This is a genomic window from Amycolatopsis eburnea (assembly GCF_003937945.1).
Classification (GTDB): domain Bacteria; phylum Actinomycetota; class Actinomycetes; order Mycobacteriales; family Pseudonocardiaceae; genus Amycolatopsis; species Amycolatopsis eburnea.
In genome coordinates, this window is record NZ_RSEC01000010.1 from 1 (window position 1) to 15,122 (window position 15,122).

At 67.6% G+C, this 15,122-nt stretch carries 25 protein-coding genes; all 25 read left to right on the top strand.

The features are described from left to right. The first annotated feature begins 738 nt into the window (after nt 1-738). Nucleotides 739-1,113: a 30S ribosomal protein S12 gene (gene rpsL / locus EIY87_RS02915; RefSeq protein WP_003102113.1), complete on the top strand. Its 375-nt coding sequence runs from the start codon at nt 739-741 to the stop codon at nt 1,111-1,113. Beyond that, nucleotides 1,113-1,583, top strand: coding sequence for a 30S ribosomal protein S7 (gene rpsG / locus EIY87_RS02920; RefSeq protein ID WP_003102106.1), 471 nt, complete (start codon nt 1,113-1,115; stop codon nt 1,581-1,583). Before rpsL ends, rpsG begins: the two co-directional genes overlap by 1 nt. A gap of 63 nt (nt 1,584-1,646) precedes the next feature. Next, a complete protein-coding gene (fusA, locus tag EIY87_RS02925) occupies nt 1,647-3,746 on the top strand; it encodes an elongation factor G (protein ID WP_125306109.1) in 2,100 nt (699 codons plus the stop codon). A gap of 128 nt (nt 3,747-3,874) precedes the next feature. Further along, complete coding sequence (gene tuf / locus EIY87_RS02930; protein ID WP_086857327.1) at nt 3,875-5,068, top strand: elongation factor Tu; 1,194 nt, start codon at nt 3,875-3,877, stop codon at nt 5,066-5,068. A 406-nt stretch (nt 5,069-5,474) separates the two neighbouring features. Continuing rightward, nucleotides 5,475-5,780 (top strand): 30S ribosomal protein S10, encoded by a 306-nt coding sequence (gene rpsJ, locus EIY87_RS02935; protein ID WP_003102098.1) that lies wholly within the window; start codon nt 5,475-5,477, stop codon nt 5,778-5,780. 31 nt (nt 5,781-5,811) lie between these two features. Further along, on the top strand, nt 5,812-6,468 hold the full coding sequence (gene rplC / locus EIY87_RS02940) for a 50S ribosomal protein L3 (protein WP_125306110.1): 657 nt from the start codon (nt 5,812-5,814) through the stop codon (nt 6,466-6,468). Next, entirely contained in the window at nt 6,465-7,154 is a 690-nt protein-coding gene (gene rplD, locus EIY87_RS02945; protein WP_125306111.1) for a 50S ribosomal protein L4, read from the top strand. The genes rplC and rplD overlap by 4 nt, the downstream gene beginning before the upstream one ends. Next, complete coding sequence (rplW, locus tag EIY87_RS02950) at nt 7,151-7,462, top strand: 50S ribosomal protein L23 (protein WP_003102087.1); 312 nt, start codon at nt 7,151-7,153, stop codon at nt 7,460-7,462. Before rplD ends, rplW begins: the two co-directional genes overlap by 4 nt. A 15-nt stretch (nt 7,463-7,477) precedes the next feature. Further along, nucleotides 7,478-8,314 (top strand): 50S ribosomal protein L2, encoded by an 837-nt coding sequence (gene rplB, locus EIY87_RS02955; RefSeq protein ID WP_086675502.1) that lies wholly within the window; start codon nt 7,478-7,480, stop codon nt 8,312-8,314. A gap of 18 nt (nt 8,315-8,332) precedes the next feature. Next, nucleotides 8,333-8,614 (top strand): 30S ribosomal protein S19, encoded by a 282-nt coding sequence (rpsS, locus tag EIY87_RS02960; RefSeq protein WP_003102083.1) that lies wholly within the window; start codon nt 8,333-8,335, stop codon nt 8,612-8,614. A 31-nt stretch (nt 8,615-8,645) separates the two neighbouring features. Further along, nucleotides 8,646-9,062, top strand: coding sequence for a 50S ribosomal protein L22 (rplV, locus tag EIY87_RS02965; RefSeq protein WP_125306112.1), 417 nt, complete (start codon nt 8,646-8,648; stop codon nt 9,060-9,062). Then, a complete protein-coding gene (gene rpsC / locus EIY87_RS02970; protein WP_086857324.1) occupies nt 9,062-9,889 on the top strand; it encodes a 30S ribosomal protein S3 in 828 nt (275 codons plus the stop codon). The genes rplV and rpsC overlap by 1 nt, the downstream gene beginning before the upstream one ends. Nucleotides 9,890-9,892: 3 nt before the next feature. Next, nucleotides 9,893-10,312, top strand: coding sequence for a 50S ribosomal protein L16 (rplP, locus tag EIY87_RS02975; protein WP_004558864.1), 420 nt, complete (start codon nt 9,893-9,895; stop codon nt 10,310-10,312). Continuing rightward, nucleotides 10,312-10,557, top strand: a complete 246-nt coding sequence (gene rpmC, locus EIY87_RS02980) for a 50S ribosomal protein L29 (RefSeq protein WP_125306113.1) — start codon at nt 10,312-10,314, stop codon at nt 10,555-10,557. The genes rplP and rpmC overlap by 1 nt, the downstream gene beginning before the upstream one ends. Further along, nucleotides 10,554-10,832: a 30S ribosomal protein S17 gene (gene rpsQ, locus EIY87_RS02985; RefSeq protein ID WP_125306114.1), complete on the top strand. Its 279-nt coding sequence runs from the start codon at nt 10,554-10,556 to the stop codon at nt 10,830-10,832. The genes rpmC and rpsQ overlap by 4 nt, the downstream gene beginning before the upstream one ends. A 78-nt stretch (nt 10,833-10,910) precedes the next feature. Further along, nucleotides 10,911-11,279, top strand: coding sequence for a 50S ribosomal protein L14 (gene rplN, locus EIY87_RS02990; RefSeq protein ID WP_004558867.1), 369 nt, complete (start codon nt 10,911-10,913; stop codon nt 11,277-11,279). Beyond that, entirely contained in the window at nt 11,279-11,593 is a 315-nt protein-coding gene (rplX, locus tag EIY87_RS02995) for a 50S ribosomal protein L24 (RefSeq protein ID WP_086857322.1), read from the top strand. The genes rplN and rplX overlap by 1 nt, the downstream gene beginning before the upstream one ends. After that, complete coding sequence (gene rplE / locus EIY87_RS03000; protein ID WP_125306115.1) at nt 11,593-12,156, top strand: 50S ribosomal protein L5; 564 nt, start codon at nt 11,593-11,595, stop codon at nt 12,154-12,156. Before rplX ends, rplE begins: the two co-directional genes overlap by 1 nt. Nucleotides 12,157-12,160: 4 nt before the next feature. Further along, nucleotides 12,161-12,346, top strand: coding sequence for a type Z 30S ribosomal protein S14 (locus EIY87_RS03005; protein ID WP_004558870.1), 186 nt, complete (start codon nt 12,161-12,163; stop codon nt 12,344-12,346). Nucleotides 12,347-12,436: 90 nt separating this feature from the next. Beyond that, complete coding sequence (rpsH, locus tag EIY87_RS03010) at nt 12,437-12,835, top strand: 30S ribosomal protein S8 (protein WP_004558871.1); 399 nt, start codon at nt 12,437-12,439, stop codon at nt 12,833-12,835. Nucleotides 12,836-12,851: 16 nt separating this feature from the next. Then, entirely contained in the window at nt 12,852-13,391 is a 540-nt protein-coding gene (gene rplF, locus EIY87_RS03015; protein ID WP_086857320.1) for a 50S ribosomal protein L6, read from the top strand. A gap of 2 nt (nt 13,392-13,393) precedes the next feature. After that, nucleotides 13,394-13,792: a 50S ribosomal protein L18 gene (gene rplR, locus EIY87_RS03020; protein WP_163046649.1), complete on the top strand. Its 399-nt coding sequence runs from the start codon at nt 13,394-13,396 to the stop codon at nt 13,790-13,792. 34 nt (nt 13,793-13,826) lie between these two features. After that, the gene (rpsE, locus tag EIY87_RS03025) at nt 13,827-14,471 is read left to right on the top strand and encodes a 30S ribosomal protein S5 (RefSeq protein WP_004558874.1); all 645 of its coding nucleotides are present in this window, start codon (nt 13,827-13,829) and stop codon (nt 14,469-14,471) included. Nucleotide 14,472: 1 nt separating this feature from the next. Then, nucleotides 14,473-14,658, top strand: coding sequence for a 50S ribosomal protein L30 (rpmD, locus tag EIY87_RS03030; protein ID WP_033291195.1), 186 nt, complete (start codon nt 14,473-14,475; stop codon nt 14,656-14,658). Further along, nucleotides 14,655-15,101 carry a 50S ribosomal protein L15 gene (rplO, locus tag EIY87_RS03035; protein WP_125306117.1) on the top strand — a complete coding sequence of 149 codons (447 nt, stop codon included), beginning with the start codon at nt 14,655-14,657 and terminating at the stop codon, nt 15,099-15,101. Before rpmD ends, rplO begins: the two co-directional genes overlap by 4 nt. The last annotated feature ends 21 nt before the right edge of the window (nt 15,102-15,122 follow it).

Sequence of the window (15,122 nt, forward strand, 5' to 3'; positions counted from 1 at the left end):
CGCTACATCGCCCGGGAGCTCTACCGGATCATCACCGCAAACGGCCTCGAACTCACCCCTCGACATCCATAGGAGCATCCCTTTCATGACATCCTGCGGCGGCTTCGCCGACGTCCTGAATGACTCATTCAGGTCTTCGGAGGTCCTGGATGACTCATTCAAGACACCGCGGGGCCGCCCGGCGCCACTCGCCGCGGCCTGGCATCGGTCGGTTCAGACCGAGCGGGTCGGCCCCCGGCGACTTTGCCGGAGCCCTGTCGCCGGACGCCGTGAACGACCCTTTCACGACATCCCCGCGGCGCCGGGCGGACCACACGCGCCAGGCCGAGCCCCCGCGCGCCGGAACATCCCGGGGTCCACACGCGTTGTGAACACCGGGGGCAGAACCACCACGTGCGGCCGCCACACCGGTGCGACCGGACTTCGGAACATCCCCCGGCCGGGCGGTGCCGAGGGGTAGGCTGGACGTTCGCCGACCTTCAGACCCCCCGCCGCGCTCCGTCCGGACCCGGGCGGGTATCTTTGGAGACCGTGCCCGGCATGCGTCGGGCCGCTCCGCGTGCCGTGCGGCATGGGCGGGGTGCTCAGGCATCCGGTCACCGGCTTCGGCAGGTCGGGGTTCCGACGGAAATCCCTCCGGGAAGTTACCGGTCGTCAGACCGTGACGCGGGCCGACACGCCCGACCGCGGGGGCCGGTGAAGACACGAAGAAGCAGATCACGACAGGAAGCTGGTCCATTGCCCACGATCCAGCAGCTGGTCCGCAAGGGCCGCCAGGACAAGGCTGCCAAGCAGAAGACCGCGGCCCTCAAGGGGAGCCCGCAGCGGCGCGGCGTGTGCACCCGCGTGTACACGACCACCCCCAAGAAGCCGAACTCGGCGCTGCGCAAGGTCGCGCGTGTGAAGCTGACCAGCGGCATCGAGGTCACCGCCTACATCCCCGGTGAGGGCCACAACCTGCAGGAGCACTCGATGGTGCTCGTGCGCGGTGGTCGTGTGAAGGACCTTCCGGGTGTCCGTTACAAGATCATCCGCGGTTCGCTCGACACGCAGGGTGTCAAGAACCGCAAGCAGGCGCGCAGCCGGTACGGCGCGAAGAAGGAGAAGAGCTAATGCCCCGCAAGGGTCCGGCCCCGAAGCGGCCGCTGATCTCCGACCCCGTCTACGCCTCCCCGCTGGTCACCCAGCTGGTGAACAAGGTGCTGAAGGACGGGAAGCGGTCCCTGGCCGAGCGCATCGTGTACGGCGCGCTCGAAGGCGCTCGCGAGAAGACGGGCACCGACCCGGTCGTCACGCTGAAGCGCGCTCTCGACAACGTGAAGCCCACCATCGAGGTGAAGAGCCGCCGCGTCGGTGGCGCCACCTACCAGGTGCCGATCGAGGTCAAGCCGGGCCGCTCGACGACCCTGGCGCTGCGCTGGCTGGTCTCCTTCTCGCAGGCTCGCCGCGAGAAGACGATGATCGAGCGCCTGCAGAACGAGCTCCTGGACGCTTCCAACGGCCTCGGTGCCTCCGTGAAGCGTCGCGAGGACACGCACAAGATGGCCGAGTCCAACCGGGCCTTCGCGCACTACCGCTGGTGATTTCCGCCCGGCATCAGATGCAAGCCATGCCGGGCCCCACGCTTGAGACAGGGGAACATTCTCGTGGCACGTGAAGTGCTGACCGACCTCAACAAGGTCCGCAACATCGGCATCATGGCGCACATCGACGCCGGCAAGACCACCACCACCGAGCGGATCCTGTTCTACACCGGGGTCAACTACAAGATCGGTGAAGTCCACGACGGCGCCGCCACCATGGACTGGATGGAGGAGGAGCAGAAGCGGGGTATCACCATCACCTCGGCTGCCACCACCACCTTCTGGGACGACCACCAGATCAACCTGATCGACACCCCCGGGCACGTCGACTTCACCGTCGAGGTGGAGCGCAACCTGCGGGTGCTCGACGGCGCGGTCGCCGTCTTCGACGGCAAGGAGGGCGTCGAGCCGCAGTCCGAGCAGGTCTGGCGGCAGGCGGACAAGTACGACGTCCCGCGCATCTGCTTCGTCAACAAGATGGACAAGCTGGGTGCGGACTTCTACTACACCCTGAAGACCATCGAGGAGCGCCTCGGCGTCAAGCCGCTGGCCATCCAGCTGCCCATCGGCGCCGAGAACGACTTCGAAGGCGTCGTCGACCTGGTCCGCATGAAGGCCCTGGTCTGGCGCGGCGAGGTCCAGAAGGGCGAGGACTACACCGTCGAGGACATCCCGGCCGACCTGGCCGACCGGGCCGCGGAGTACCGCGAGAAGCTGGTCGAGACCGTCGCCGAGACCGACGACGCCCTGATGGAGAAGTTCCTCGAGGGCGAAGAGCTGACCGAGGCGGAGATCAAGGCGGGCATCCGCAAGATCGTCATCACGCGCTCGGCGTTCCCGGTCCTGGCCGGCTCCGCGTTCAAGAACAAGGGCGTGCAGCCCATGCTCGACGCGGTGATCGACTACCTGCCGTCGCCGCTGGACGTCCCGGCCGTCGAGGGCCTGCTGCCCGACGGCGAGACCCCGGCGACCCGCAAGGCGTCGGTCGACGAGCCGTTCGCGGCCCTGGCGTTCAAGATCGCGGCGCACCCGTTCTTCGGCAAGCTGACCTACATCCGGGTCTACTCGGGCAAGGTCGCTTCCGGCGCGCAGGTCATCAACGCGACCAAGGAGCGCAAGGAGCGCATCGGGAAGATCTTCCAGATGCACTCCAACAAGGAGAACCCGGTCGACGACGCCCAGGTCGGTCACATCTACGCGGTCATCGGGCTGAAGGACACCACCACGGGTGACACCCTGGCGGACCCGCAGAACCCGATCGTGCTGGAGTCGATGACGTTCCCCGAGCCGGTCATCCGGGTCGCGATCGAACCGAAGACGAAGGCCGACCAGGAGAAGCTGTCCCTGGCGATCCAGAAGCTGGCCGAAGAGGACCCGACGTTCCAGGTGAAGCTGGACGAGGACACCGGCCAGACGATCATCGCGGGCATGGGCGAGCTGCACCTCGAGGTGCTGGTGAACCGGATGAAGTCCGACTACAAGGTCGAGGCGAACATCGGCAAGCCGCAGGTCGCCTACCGTGAGACGATCAAGAAGACGGTCGACAAGCTCGACTACGTCCACAAGAAGCAGACCGGTGGTTCCGGCCAGTTCGCGAAGGTCATCGTGAAGCTGGAGCCGCTCGAGCGCACCGACGGCGCGCTCTACGAGTTCGACAACAAGGTGACCGGTGGTCGCGTGCCGCGGGAGTACATCCCCTCGGTGGACGCGGGCGCGCAGGACGCGATGCAGTACGGCGTCCTGGCCGGCTACCCGCTCGTCGGGTTGAAGTTCACCCTGTTGGACGGTGCGTACCACGAGGTCGACTCTTCGGAGATGGCGTTCAAGATCGCCGGTTCCATGGCGATGAAGGAAGCCGCGAAGAAGGCCGGCCCGGTGATCCTGGAGCCGATGATGGCGGTCGAGGTGACCACGCCCGAGGACTACATGGGTGACGTCATCGGTGACCTCAACTCCCGCCGTGGTCAGATCCAGGCCATGGAGGAGCGGTCGGGCACCCGCGTCGTGAAGGCGCTGGTCCCGCTGTCGGAGATGTTCGGCTACGTCGGCGACCTGCGGTCCCGCACCCAGGGCCGGGCGAACTACTCCATGGTGTTCGACTCCTACGCCGAGGTTCCCGCGAACGTCGCGAAGGAAATCATCGCGAAGGCGACGGGGGAGTAACTCCCCCAGCGCTCGCGGGCATTAAGGGACTCTCCTGAACGTCCGCAGCACCGACGAAGGAACATTCAGCGGGCGGCAGCCACGCCGCCCGCTGAGCACGAAGCAAATCAGTCCAGGAGGACATTCCAGTGGCGAAGGCGAAATTCGAGCGGACCAAGCCGCACGTCAACATCGGCACCATCGGCCACGTTGACCACGGCAAGACGACTCTGACCGCGGCGATCACCAAGGTGCTGCACGACAAGTACCCGGAGCTGAACGAGTCGCGGGCGTTCGACCAGATCGACAACGCGCCGGAAGAGAAGCAGCGCGGCATCACGATCAACATCTCGCACGTCGAGTACCAGACCGAGAAGCGTCACTACGCGCACGTCGACGCCCCCGGTCACGCGGACTACATCAAGAACATGATCACCGGTGCGGCGCAGATGGACGGCGCGATCCTCGTGGTCGCGGCGACCGACGGCCCGATGCCGCAGACCCGCGAGCACGTGCTGCTCGCCCGCCAGGTCGGCGTGCCCTACATCGTGGTCGCGCTGAACAAGGCCGACATGGTCGACGACGAGGAGATCCTGGAGCTCGTCGAGCTCGAGGTCCGCGAGCTGCTGTCCTCGCAGGAGTTCCCCGGCGACGACGCCCCGGTCGTGCGCGTGTCCGGTCTCAAGGCCCTCGAGGGCGACGAGAAGTGGGCCGACGCCGTGCTCGAGCTGATGACCGCCGTCGACGACAACGTGCCGGACCCGGTGCGCGAGCTCGACAAGCCGTTCCTGATGCCGATCGAGGACGTCTTCACCATCACCGGTCGTGGCACCGTGGTGACCGGTCGCGTCGAGCGCGGCCAGATCAACGTCAACGAAGAGGTCGAGATCGTGGGTATCCGCGAGAAGTCGACCAAGACCACCGTCACCGGTGTCGAGATGTTCCGCAAGCTGCTCGACTCGGGCCAGGCGGGCGACAACGTCGGCCTGCTGGTCCGCGGTATCAAGCGCGAGGACGTCGAGCGCGGCCAGGTCGTCGTGAAGCCGGGCACCACCACCCCGCACACCGACTTCGAGGGCCGGGTCTACATCCTGTCGAAGGACGAGGGTGGCCGTCACACCCCGTTCTTCAACAACTACCGCCCGCAGTTCTACTTCCGCACCACCGACGTGACCGGCGTCGTGACCCTCCCCGAGGGCACCGAGATGGTCATGCCGGGCGACAACACCGACATCTCGGTCCAGCTGATCCAGCCGGTCGCGATGGACGAGGGTCTGCGCTTCGCCATCCGCGAGGGTGGCCGGACCGTCGGCGCGGGTCAGGTCACCAAGATCAACAAGTGATTTCACGCCCCGGCCGGGGGTAATACACCCCCGGCTCAAGGGCGTCAAATCACGTGTGCGACACTATTCAGGTTGCTCGTCCTGGGGCGGCCGATCCTCGTCGGGGTTTTCTCCGCGGGGGTCCGGCCGCCCTGGCGCGAGTGGCCACGGTCCGCCGAGCCTCTTCCTTCGGGTAGGCGAGCGGGCAAAGGCGGTGAGACGGCCAGCCGGCTCATAGCCTCCTCACGTTGAGGAAGACCAGGCAAGACGACGATCCCGCGGGATCCGTCTGTGCGTCGGGCGCGACACGCCCGACCGCGTGGACCGGGGACAGGGCCGTTGAACTGCGGAAACCCAACCAGGGTGGCGACATCCGGGCGGGGTTTGTGAGATAGCGGCACGAGACGACAAGGAACGAGCAGCCACCATGGCGGGACAGAAGATCCGCATCCGGCTCAAGGCCTACGACCACGAGGCGATCGACACCTCGGCGCGCAAGATCGTGGAGACGGTCACGCGCACCGGCGCCCGGGTTGTCGGGCCGGTGCCGCTGCCCACCGAGAAGAACGTTTACTGCGTCATCCGCTCGCCGCACAAGTACAAGGACTCGCGCGAGCACTTCGAGATGCGCACGCACAAGCGTCTGATCGACATCCTCGACCCGACGCCGAAGACGGTCGACGCGCTCATGCGCATCGACCTGCCGGCGAGCGTCGACGTCAACATCCAGTAAGCGTTGGGCGAGCGGCGGAGATAAGAGACTCATGTCTGACAGGCAGATGAAGGGCATCCTGGGCACCAAGCTCGGCATGACCCAGGTCTTCGACGAGCAGAACCGGGTTGTCCCGGTCACCGTCGTGAAGGCCGGTCCGAACGTGGTCACCCAGGTTCGGACCCAGGAGAAGGACGGCTACAAGGCCGTGCAGCTGGCGTTCGGCGCGGTCGACCCGCGCAAGGTGAACAAGCCGCGCACCGGCCACTACGACAAGGCGGGCGTGACGCCGCGCCGGTACCTCGCCGAGCTGCGCACCACCGACGCCGAGACCTACGAGGTCGGCCAGGAGATCACCGCCGAGGTGTTCGCCGCCGGCGTCGAGGTCGACGTGACCGGTACCAGCAAGGGCAAGGGCTACGCGGGTGTCATGAAGCGCCACGGCTTCAAGGGCCAGGGCGCGAGCCACGGTGCCCAGGCCGTGCACCGCAAGCCGGGTTCGATCGGTGGCTGCGCCACCCCCGGCCGCGTCTTCAAGGGCCTGCGCATGGCGGGCCGGATGGGCAACGACCGGGTCACCACGCAGAACCTGACCGTGCACGCCGTGCGTGCCGAGGACGGCCTGCTGCTGATCAAGGGCGCCGTGCCCGGTCCCAAGGGCGGCCTGCTGTTCGTGCGCAGCGCCGCGAAGGGTGGTAACTCCGAATGACAAGCGTCGAGCTGAAGACCCCGGCCGGTAAAGCCGACGGCACCGTGGACCTCCCCGAGGAGATCTTCGACGTGCAGGCCAACGTCGCGCTGATGCACCAGGTCGTGGTGGCCCAGCAGGCCGCCGCGCGCCAGGGCACGCACGACACGAAGACCCGTGGTGAGGTCTCCGGTGGCGGCAAGAAGCCGTACCGGCAGAAGGGCACCGGCCGTGCCCGCCAGGGTTCGACCCGCGCGCCGCAGTTCGTCGGCGGTGGCGTCGTCCACGGCCCCACGCCGCGTGACTACTCGCAGCGCACCCCGAAGAAGATGAAGGCCGCCGCCCTGCGTGGCGCCCTCTCCGACCGGGCGCGCGCCGGCCAGCTGCACATCGTCACCGAGCTGGTGACCGGTGAGAAGCCGTCGACCAAGGCCGCCAAGACCGCCCTCGCCGCCGTCACGGCCGCGAAGCGCGTGCTCGTGGTGCTGGACCGGGCCGACGAGCTGAGCTGGGTTTCCCTGCGGAACCTGCCCGAGGTGCACCTCCTCTGGGCGGACCAGCTCAACACCTACGACGTGCTGGTCAACGACGACGTCGTGTTCACCAAGGCCGCGTACGACGCGTTCGTCGCCGGCCCCGTCCGCGGCAAGGCCGTCAAGGCTTCCGCGCGGTCGGGCGAGGTCACGGAAGGGAGTGACGAGAAGTGAGTTCGGTCGCCATTCCGGACCCCCGCGACATCCTGCTCGCGCCGGTCATCTCCGAGAAGTCCTACGGGCTGCTCGAGGACCACAAGTACACGTTCATCGTCCGCCCGGACGCCAACAAGACCCAGATCAAGATCGCGGTCGAGAAGGTGTTCGGCGTCAAGGTGGTCAGCGTCAACACGGCCAACCGCCAGGGCAAGCGGAAGCGGACTCGCGCGGGCTTCGGCAAGCGCAAGGACACCAAGCGCGCCATCGTGACTCTTTCGCCCGAGAGCAAGGCGATCGAGATCTTCGGCGGACCCACCGCGTAAAGGACTGAGCTGACAATGGGCATCCGCAAGTACAAGCCGACGACCCCGGGTCGTCGCGGTTCGAGCGTCTCGGACTTCGCCGAGATCACCCGCTCCACCCCGGAGAAGTCGCTGCTTCGTCCGCTGAGCGGTTCGGGCGGTCGCAACTCGTCCGGCAAGATCACCACCCGGCACAAGGGTGGCGGCCACAAGCGCGCGTACCGCGTCATCGACTTCCGTCGCAACGACAAGGACGGCATCCCCGCCAAGGTCGCGCACATCGAGTACGACCCCAACCGGTCCGCTCGCATCGCGCTGCTGCACTACGCCGACGGCGAGAAGCGCTACATCATCGCGCCGGAGAAGCTGAAGCAGGGCGACACCGTCGAGAACGGCCCCCGTGCCGACATCAAGCCGGGCAACAACCTGCCGCTGCGCAACATCCCCGTCGGCACCGTGATCCACGCGATCGAGCTCCGCCCCGGCGGCGGCGCGAAGATGGCGCGGTCGGCCGGCGCGAAGGTGCAGCTCGTCGCCAAGGACGGGCCGTACGCCCAGCTGCGTCTCCCCTCGGGCGAGATCCGCAACGTGGACGTGCGCAACCGCGCCACGGTCGGCGAGGTCGGCAACTCCGAGCACGCCAACATCAACTGGGGCAAGGCCGGCCGCAACCGCTGGCGCGGCAAGCGCCCCACGGTCCGCGGTGTCGTCATGAACCCGGTCGACCACCCGCACGGTGGTGGTGAGGGCAAGACCTCCGGTGGTCGCCACCCGGTCAACCCGAACGGTAAGCCCGAGGGCCGCACGCGCCGGCGCAAGCCGTCCGACGCCCTCATCGTCCGCCGCCGCCGCACCGGCAAGAACAAGCGCTGAGCAGGGAGGTAGAACAACATGCCACGTAGCCTCAAGAAGGGCCCGTTCGTGGACGACCACCTGCTCAAGAAGGTGGACGCGCTGAACGAATCGGGTAAGAAGACGGTCATCAAGACCTGGTCGCGCCGCTCGACGATCATCCCGGACTTCCTGGGTCACACGATCGCCGTGCACGACGGCCGCAAGCACGTCCCGGTGTTCGTCACCGAGGCCATGGTGGGTCACAAGCTGGGCGAGTTCGCCCCGACGCGGACCTTCAAGGGCCACATCAAGGACGACCGCAAGTCGCGCCGCCGCTGAGCGGGCACGAAACCAGACAAGGGAAGTAGCGATGAACGCCCAGAACGACGCGACGGTCGAGGCCCTGCCTACGGCTTACGCGCGGGCTCGCTTCGTCCGGGACTCGCCGACCAAGGTGCGCCGGGTGATCGAGCTCATCAAGGGACGTAGCGCCGCCGACGCCTTGGCCGTGCTCCGGTTCGCCCCGCAGGCGGCCAGCGAGCCGGTCGCGAAGGTGCTCGCCAGCGCCGTGGCCAACGCCGAGAACAACCTTCAGCTGGACCCGGAGACGCTCTGGGTCAAGAACGCGTACGCCGACGAGGGCCCCACCCTCAAGCGCATCCGCCCGCGGGCCCAGGGCCGCGCGTACCGGATCCGCAAGCGGACCAGCCACATCACCGTCGAGGTGGAGTCGCGTCCGGCCGTCGCGCAGAAGGCTCAGAGCAAGAAGAAGGCAGGTGGCCGGTAGTGGGCCAGAAGATCAACCCGCACGGTTTCCGCCTGGGTATCACCACGGACTGGAAGTCGCGCTGGTACGCCGACAAGCAGTACGCCGAGTACGTGGCCGAGGACGTCAAGATCCGCAAGCTCCTCGCCACGGGCATGGAGCGCGCCGGCATCTCCAAGGTCGAGATCGAGCGCACCCGTGACCGCGTCCGCGTGGACATCCACACCGCCCGGCCGGGCATCGTCATCGGCCGCCGCGGCGCGGAGGCCGACCGGATCCGCGGCGCGCTGGAGAAGCTGACCAAGAAGCAGGTCCAGCTGAACATCCTCGAGGTCAAGAACCCCGAGGCCGACGCCCAGCTGGTCGCCCAGGCGGTCGCGGAGCAGCTCTCCAACCGCGTGGCGTTCCGCCGCGCGATGCGGAAGGCGATCCAGACCTCCATGCGCTCGCCGCAGGTCAAGGGCATCCGCGTGCAGTGCGGTGGTCGTCTCGGCGGTGCCGAGATGTCCCGCTCCGAGCACTACCGCGACGGCCGCGTCCCGCTGCACACGCTGCGCGCCGACATCGACTACGGCTTCTTCGAGGCCAAGACGACGTTCGGTCGCATCGGCGTCAAGGTGTGGATCTACAAGGGTGAGCTCGTCGGTGGCCTGAAGGCCCGCGAGGCCCGTGACGCCGCCGAGCGCGCGCCGCGTCGCGAGCGCAGCGACCGGCCGTCCCGCCCGCGTCGCTCCGGCGCCTCGGGCACGACCGCCACCTCGACCGAAGCCGGTCGTGCGGCCGCCGCCGCCACGACCGAGGCCCCGGCGGCCCCGGCCACCGAGACCGCAGAAAAGACGGAGGGCTGAGACGTGCTCATCCCGCGCAGGGTCAAGCACCGGAAGCAGCACTCCCCGAAGCGCCACGGCGCCGCCAAGGGTGGCACGAAGGTCAGCTTCGGCGAGTACGGCATCCAGGCGCTTGAGCACAGCTACGTGACGAACCGGCAGATCGAGTCCGCTCGTATCGCCATGACCCGTCACATCAAGCGTGGCGGCAAGGTGTGGACGACCATCTACCCGGACCGCCCGCTGACCAAGAAGCCGGCCGAGACCCGGATGGGTTCCGGTAAGGGTTCGCCCGAGTGGTGGATCGCCAACGTGAAGCCGGGCCGCGTGATGTTCGAGATCTCGTTCCCGAACGAGGAGACGGCCCGCGAGGCGCTGCGCCGCGCGATCCACAAGCTGCCCATGAAGTGCCGCATCGTGACCCGTGAAGGTGGTGAGTTCTGATGGCGAAGGCAGGTGCCCTGGCATCGGAGCTGCGTGAGCTCACCGCGGAAGAGCTCGTCCTGCGTCTGAAGGAGTACAAGGAGGAGCTGTTCAACCTCCGCTTCCAGATGGCGACCGGGCAGCTCGACAACAACCGCCGTCTGCGCACCGTCCGCACGGACATCGCGCGGATCTACACGGTCATGCGCGAGCGCGAACTCGGCCTGTCCGTTGCCCCCGACGCCGAGAGTGAAGGTGCCGCATGAGCGAGCCCACCACCGAGACGCCGGCCCGGAACGACCGCAAGGTCCGCGAGGGCTACGTCGTCTCGGACAAGATGAACAAGACGATCGTGGTCGAGCTCGAGGACCGCAAGAAGCACCCCCGTTACTCGAAGGTCGTCCGCACCACCTCCAAGGTGAAGGTGCACGACGAGAACAACGAGGCGGGTCAGGGTGACCGGGTCCTTCTGATGGAGACCCGCCCGCTGTCGGCGACGAAGCGGTGGCGCCTGGTGCAGATCGTGGAGAAGGCCAAGTAAGCAGGGCTCTTTCGGGAGTTCTTAGTTCCGCAAGGCTCGCTCGTCGGGCGAGAACCGGCGCGACATACAGGAGTTGACGTGATCCAGCAGGAGTCGCGGCTTCGGGTAGCCGACAACACGGGTGCGAAGGAAATCCTCTGCATCCGCGTTCTCGGTGGTTCCGGGCGGCGCTACGCCGGCATCGGCGACATCATCGTCGCCACCGTGAAGGACGCCATCCCGGCCGCCGGGGTGAAGAAGGGCGACGTCGTCAAGGCCGTCATCGTCCGCACGGTCAAGGAGCGTCGTCGTCCGGACGGTTCCTACATCCGGTTCGACGAGAACGCCGCCGTGCTCATCAAGAACGACAACGAGCCCCGCGGCACCCGCATCTTCGGTCCGGTGGGCCGCGAGCTGCGCGACCGAAAGTTCATGAAGATCATTTCGCTCGCGCCGGAGGTGCTGTGATGAAGGTGAAGAAGGGCGACACGGTCGTCGTCATCGCCGGCAAGGACAAGGGCGCCAAGGGCAAGGTCATTCAGGCTTACCCCGAGCGCGACCGCGTGCTGGTCGAGGGCGTGAACCGGATCAAGAAGCACACGCGGATCAGCCAGACCCAGCGCGGCGCGCAGTCCGGCGGCATCGTCACGCAGGAGGCGCCCATCCACGTCTCGAACGTGATGGTCGTCGACTCGGACGGCAAGCCGTCCCGGGTGGGTTACCGCATCGGCGAGGACGGCAAGAAGGTCCGGATCTCGCGCCGGAACGGTAAGGACATCTGATGACCACCGCAGAGAAGGTCGCGCCGCGCCTCAAGGTGCGCTACCGCGACGAGATCAAGGGCCAGCTGCAGGCGGAGTTCTCCTTCGCCAACGTCCACCAGATCCCGGGCGTGGTGAAGGTCGTCGTGAACATGGGTGTCGGCGACGCCGCCCGTGACAGCAAGCTGATCGAGGGCGCGGTCAAGGACCTCGCCCTGATCACCGGTCAGAAGCCCGAGGTCCGGAAGGCCCGCAAGTCCATCGCGCAGTTCAAGCTGCGCGAGGGCCAGCCGATCGGCGCGCGCGTCACGCTGCGCGGCGACCGGATGTGGGAGTTCCTCGACCGGCTGCTGACCATCGCGCTGCCGCGTATCCGCGACTTCCGCGGGCTTTCGCCGAAGCAGTTCGACGGCCACGGCAACTACACGTTCGGTCTCAACGAGCAGTCGATGTTCCACGAGATCGACCCCGACTCCATCGACCGCCCCCGCGGCATGGACGTCACCGTCGTCACGACCGCCACGAACGACGACGAGGGCCGGGCGCTGCTGCGCAAGCTCGGCTTCCCGTTCAAGGAGAACTGAGCCGATGGCCAAGAAAGCACTGGTCCACAAGGCCGCGAAGAAGCCGAAGTTCGCCGTGCGCGCCTACACCCGCTGCCAGCGGTGCGGCCGCCCGCACGCCGTGTTCCGCAAGTTCGGGCTCTGCCGGATCTGCCTTCGCGAGATGGCGCACGCGGGCGAGCTGCCCGGCGTCCGCAAGTCCAGCTGGTAAGAGCTTCTTTTCGAAAACTCCACTTCGCCACAGGCCCCGCCCCTCAGTTCTGGGGCGGGGAACCAGGGCGAGAAAGGTTGACAGGTCACCATGACGATGACCGACCCCATCGCAGACTTCTTGACGCGTCTGCGCAACGCGAACTCGGCGTACCACGACGAGGTCAAGCTCCCGCACTCGAAGCTCAAGGCGAACATCGCCGAGATCCTCAAGCGCGAGGGTTACATCGCGGGCTACCACGACGAGCCGGGCGAAAAGCACAAGAACCTCGTCGTCGAACTCAAGTACGGCCCCAACCGTGAGCGGAGCATCGCCGGCCTGCGGCGCGTCTCCAAGCCCGGTCTGCGGGTCTACGCCAAATCGACCGAACTGCCGTCCGTTCTCGGCGGCCTGGGCATCGCGATCATCTCGACGTCCGGTGGCCTGCAGACGGACCGGCAGGCCAAGCGCAACAGCGTGGGCGGCGAAGTCCTCGCCTACGTCTGGTAAGGAAGGGGGCACAGACATGTCACGCATCGGAAAGCTGCCGGTCGCCGTCCCCTCCGGGGTCGAGGTGACCATCGACGGTCAGCACATCAAGGTCAAGGGGCCCAAGGGCACCCTGGAGCACACCGTCGCCGAGCCGATCACCGTCGAGCGCGACGAAGACGGCACGCTGCTGGTGAAGCGCCCGGACGACGAGCGCAACTCCAAGGCGCTGCACGGGCTCACCCGCACGCTGGTGAACAACCTCGTCGTCGGCGTCACCGCCGGCTACGAGAAGAAGATGGAAATCCACGGCGTGGGTTACCGCGTGCAGGCCAAGGGCTCGGACCTCGAGTTCGCCCTCGGCTACTCGCACCCGGTGAAGATCGAGGCCCCGGAGGGCATCACCTTCAAGGTGGAGACCCCGACCCGGTTCTCGGTCTCGGGCATCGACAAGCAGAAGGTCGGCCAGATCTCGGCCGTCATCCGCAGGCTGCGGCGCCCGGACCCGTACAAGGGCAAGGGCCTGCGCTACGAGGGTGAGAAGATCCGCCGCAAGGTCGGAAAGACGGGTAAGTGATCATGAGCGACACGACTACGAAGCGCAAGCCGGTGGGCAAGGACATCTCGACCCGCCGCCGCGTCGCGAAGGCCCGTCGGCACTTCCGCCTCCGCAAGAAGGTCTCGGGCACGGACCAGCGTCCGCGCCTGGTCGTCAAGCGGTCCTCGCGGCACATCGCCGTGCAGGTGATCGACGACCTCGCCGGCCGCACGCTGGTGTCGGCGTCCACCCTCGAGGCGGACGTCCGGGCGCTGGACGGCGACAAGAAGGCCAAGGCCGCCAAGGTCGGGGCCCTGGTCGCCGAGCGCGCCAAGAGCGCCGGGATCTCGGCCGTGGTGTTCGACCGTGGCGGCAACGCCTACCACGGCCGCATCGCCGCGCTCGCCGACGCCGCCCGCGAGGCGGGGTTGGAGTTCTGACGATGCACAAGCTCGTGAATGGAAGGAAAGCCTGATGCCGGGACGTACACGGCAATTCGGCGGCGGCCAGGGTGGACCCGGCGGGCAGGGCGGCAACGACCGCGGTGACCGTCGCGACCGCCGTGACCGGCGCGACAGCGGCCGTGGCGGGGCGGCCCAGGACAAGACCCCGCACCTCGAGAAGGTCGTGACGATCAACCGCGTCGCCAAGGTCGTCAAGGGCGGTCGTCGCTTCAGCTTCACCGCACTGGTGGTCGTCGGCGACGGCGACGGTCAGGTCGGCGTCGGCTACGGCAAGGCCAAGGAAGTTCCCGCGGCCATCGCCAAGGGCGTCGAGGAAGCGAAGAAGAACTTCTTCCGCGTCCCGCGCGTCGGCGGCACCATCCCGCACCCGATCCAGGGTGAGGAAGCCGCCGGTGTCGTGCTGCTCCGCCCGGCGTCCGCCGGTACCGGCGTCATCGCCGGTGGCCCGGTGCGCGCGGTGCTGGAGTGCGCGGGTGTCCACGACGTGCTGTCGAAGTCGCTCGGCTCCGACAACGCGATCAACATCGTGCACGCGACCGTGGCGGCCCTCAAGGGCCTGCAGCGTCCCGAAGAGGTGGCGGCCCGCCGTGGCCTGCCGCTCGAGGACGTCGCCCCGGCCCGGATGCTGCGCCAGCGTGCCGGCCAGGGGGTCTGACATGGCTCAGCTCAAGGTCACGCAGGTCAAGAGCAAGATCGGCACGAAGCACGCTCACCGCGAGTCGCTGCGCACCCTCGGGCTGCGCAAGATCCGCCAGAGCGTCGTGCGTGAAGACACCCCCCAGGTGCGCGGCCTGATCCACACCGTCCGCCACCTGGTGGAGGTCGAGGAGGTCAAGGCATGACGGCCATCAAGATCCACCACCTGCGTCCGGCTCCGGGCGCCAAGCGCGACAAGATCCGCGTGGGCCGTGGTGAGGGTTCGAAGGGCAAGACGGCCGGTCGCGGTACGAAGGGCACCAAGGCCCGGAAGAACGTGCCCGCCGGGTTCGAGGGTGGGCAGATGCCCATCCACATGCGGCTGCCGAAGCTGCGTGGGTTCAAGAACCGCTTCCGCACCGAGTACCAGCCGGTGAACGTGGGCGACATCGCCCGCGTCTTCTCGGACGGCGGCAAGATCGGCGCCGAGGAACTCGTGCAGGGCGGCCTGGTCCGCAAGGGCAAGCTGGTGAAGGTCCTCGGCAACGGCGACCTCAACGGCGTCAAGCTGGACATCACGGCGGACGCCTTCTCCGGCTCCGCCAAGGAGAAGCTCGAGGCGGCCGGCGGTTCGGCCACCACCAACTGAGCTGTTCCGCGTTTCGAAGGC

Coding starts and splice junctions, on each gene's coding strand:
- rplC (WP_125306110.1), top strand. CDS start 5,812: ATGTCTGACAGGCAGATGAAGGGCATCCTGGGCACCAAGCTCGGCATG.
- rpsH (WP_004558871.1), top strand. CDS start 12,437: ATGACGATGACCGACCCCATCGCAGACTTCTTGACGCGTCTGCGCAAC.
- rpsS (WP_003102083.1), top strand. CDS start 8,333: ATGCCACGTAGCCTCAAGAAGGGCCCGTTCGTGGACGACCACCTGCTC.
- rplD (WP_125306111.1), top strand. CDS start 6,465: ATGACAAGCGTCGAGCTGAAGACCCCGGCCGGTAAAGCCGACGGCACC.
- rplE (WP_125306115.1), top strand. CDS start 11,593: ATGACCACCGCAGAGAAGGTCGCGCCGCGCCTCAAGGTGCGCTACCGC.
- rpmD (WP_033291195.1), top strand. CDS start 14,473: ATGGCTCAGCTCAAGGTCACGCAGGTCAAGAGCAAGATCGGCACGAAG.
- rplB (WP_086675502.1), top strand. CDS start 7,478: ATGGGCATCCGCAAGTACAAGCCGACGACCCCGGGTCGTCGCGGTTCG.
- rpsJ (WP_003102098.1), top strand. CDS start 5,475: ATGGCGGGACAGAAGATCCGCATCCGGCTCAAGGCCTACGACCACGAG.
- rpsQ (WP_125306114.1), top strand. CDS start 10,554: ATGAGCGAGCCCACCACCGAGACGCCGGCCCGGAACGACCGCAAGGTC.
- rplX (WP_086857322.1), top strand. CDS start 11,279: ATGAAGGTGAAGAAGGGCGACACGGTCGTCGTCATCGCCGGCAAGGAC.
- rplF (WP_086857320.1), top strand. CDS start 12,852: ATGTCACGCATCGGAAAGCTGCCGGTCGCCGTCCCCTCCGGGGTCGAG.
- rplV (WP_125306112.1), top strand. CDS start 8,646: ATGAACGCCCAGAACGACGCGACGGTCGAGGCCCTGCCTACGGCTTAC.
- rplR (WP_163046649.1), top strand. CDS start 13,394: ATGAGCGACACGACTACGAAGCGCAAGCCGGTGGGCAAGGACATCTCG.
- rpmC (WP_125306113.1), top strand. CDS start 10,312: ATGGCGAAGGCAGGTGCCCTGGCATCGGAGCTGCGTGAGCTCACCGCG.
- rpsE (WP_004558874.1), top strand. CDS start 13,827: ATGCCGGGACGTACACGGCAATTCGGCGGCGGCCAGGGTGGACCCGGC.
- rplO (WP_125306117.1), top strand. CDS start 14,655: ATGACGGCCATCAAGATCCACCACCTGCGTCCGGCTCCGGGCGCCAAG.
- EIY87_RS03005 (WP_004558870.1), top strand. CDS start 12,161: ATGGCCAAGAAAGCACTGGTCCACAAGGCCGCGAAGAAGCCGAAGTTC.
- rpsG (WP_003102106.1), top strand. CDS start 1,113: ATGCCCCGCAAGGGTCCGGCCCCGAAGCGGCCGCTGATCTCCGACCCC.